At 78.2% G+C, this 261-nt stretch carries 1 protein-coding gene; it reads right to left on the bottom strand.

Features of this window, described 5'->3' with window-relative positions; all coding sequences use genetic code 11:
- Nucleotides 1-15: 15 nt before the first annotated feature.
- A partial coding sequence (locus SB751_RS32105) for a ComF family protein (protein WP_410749275.1) occupies nucleotides 16-261 on the bottom strand: 246 nt, incomplete at its 5' end.

The following is a 261-nucleotide window of genomic DNA, read 5'->3' as shown; positions in this document are numbered from 1 at the left end:
CTCCCCGCCCGGACATCAGGGCCGGCGCGGCGTGCGCGCCACCACCAGCACCGTCACGCTGGCCGCGCCCGCGGCCAGCAAGGCGCGCGCGGCCGCATCGGCGGTGCTGCCCGTGGTCATGACGTCATCCACCAAGCCGACATGGCGGCCGGCCAGATCGCGCGCGCAATCGAACACGCCCCGGGCGCCGCTCAGCCTGGCCTGGCGCCCCAGGGCCGTCTGCCTGGGCGTTTCGCGCCGCCGCCGCAACGCCCCGCGCAG

Source organism: Cupriavidus sp. SIMBA_020 (genome assembly GCF_046535395.1).
In the GTDB taxonomy this organism is placed as follows: Bacteria; Pseudomonadota; Gammaproteobacteria; order Burkholderiales; family Burkholderiaceae; genus Cupriavidus; species Cupriavidus campinensis.
Note: the sequence above shows the minus strand (reverse complement) of the source record. Positions and strands in the feature narration are given on the sequence as shown.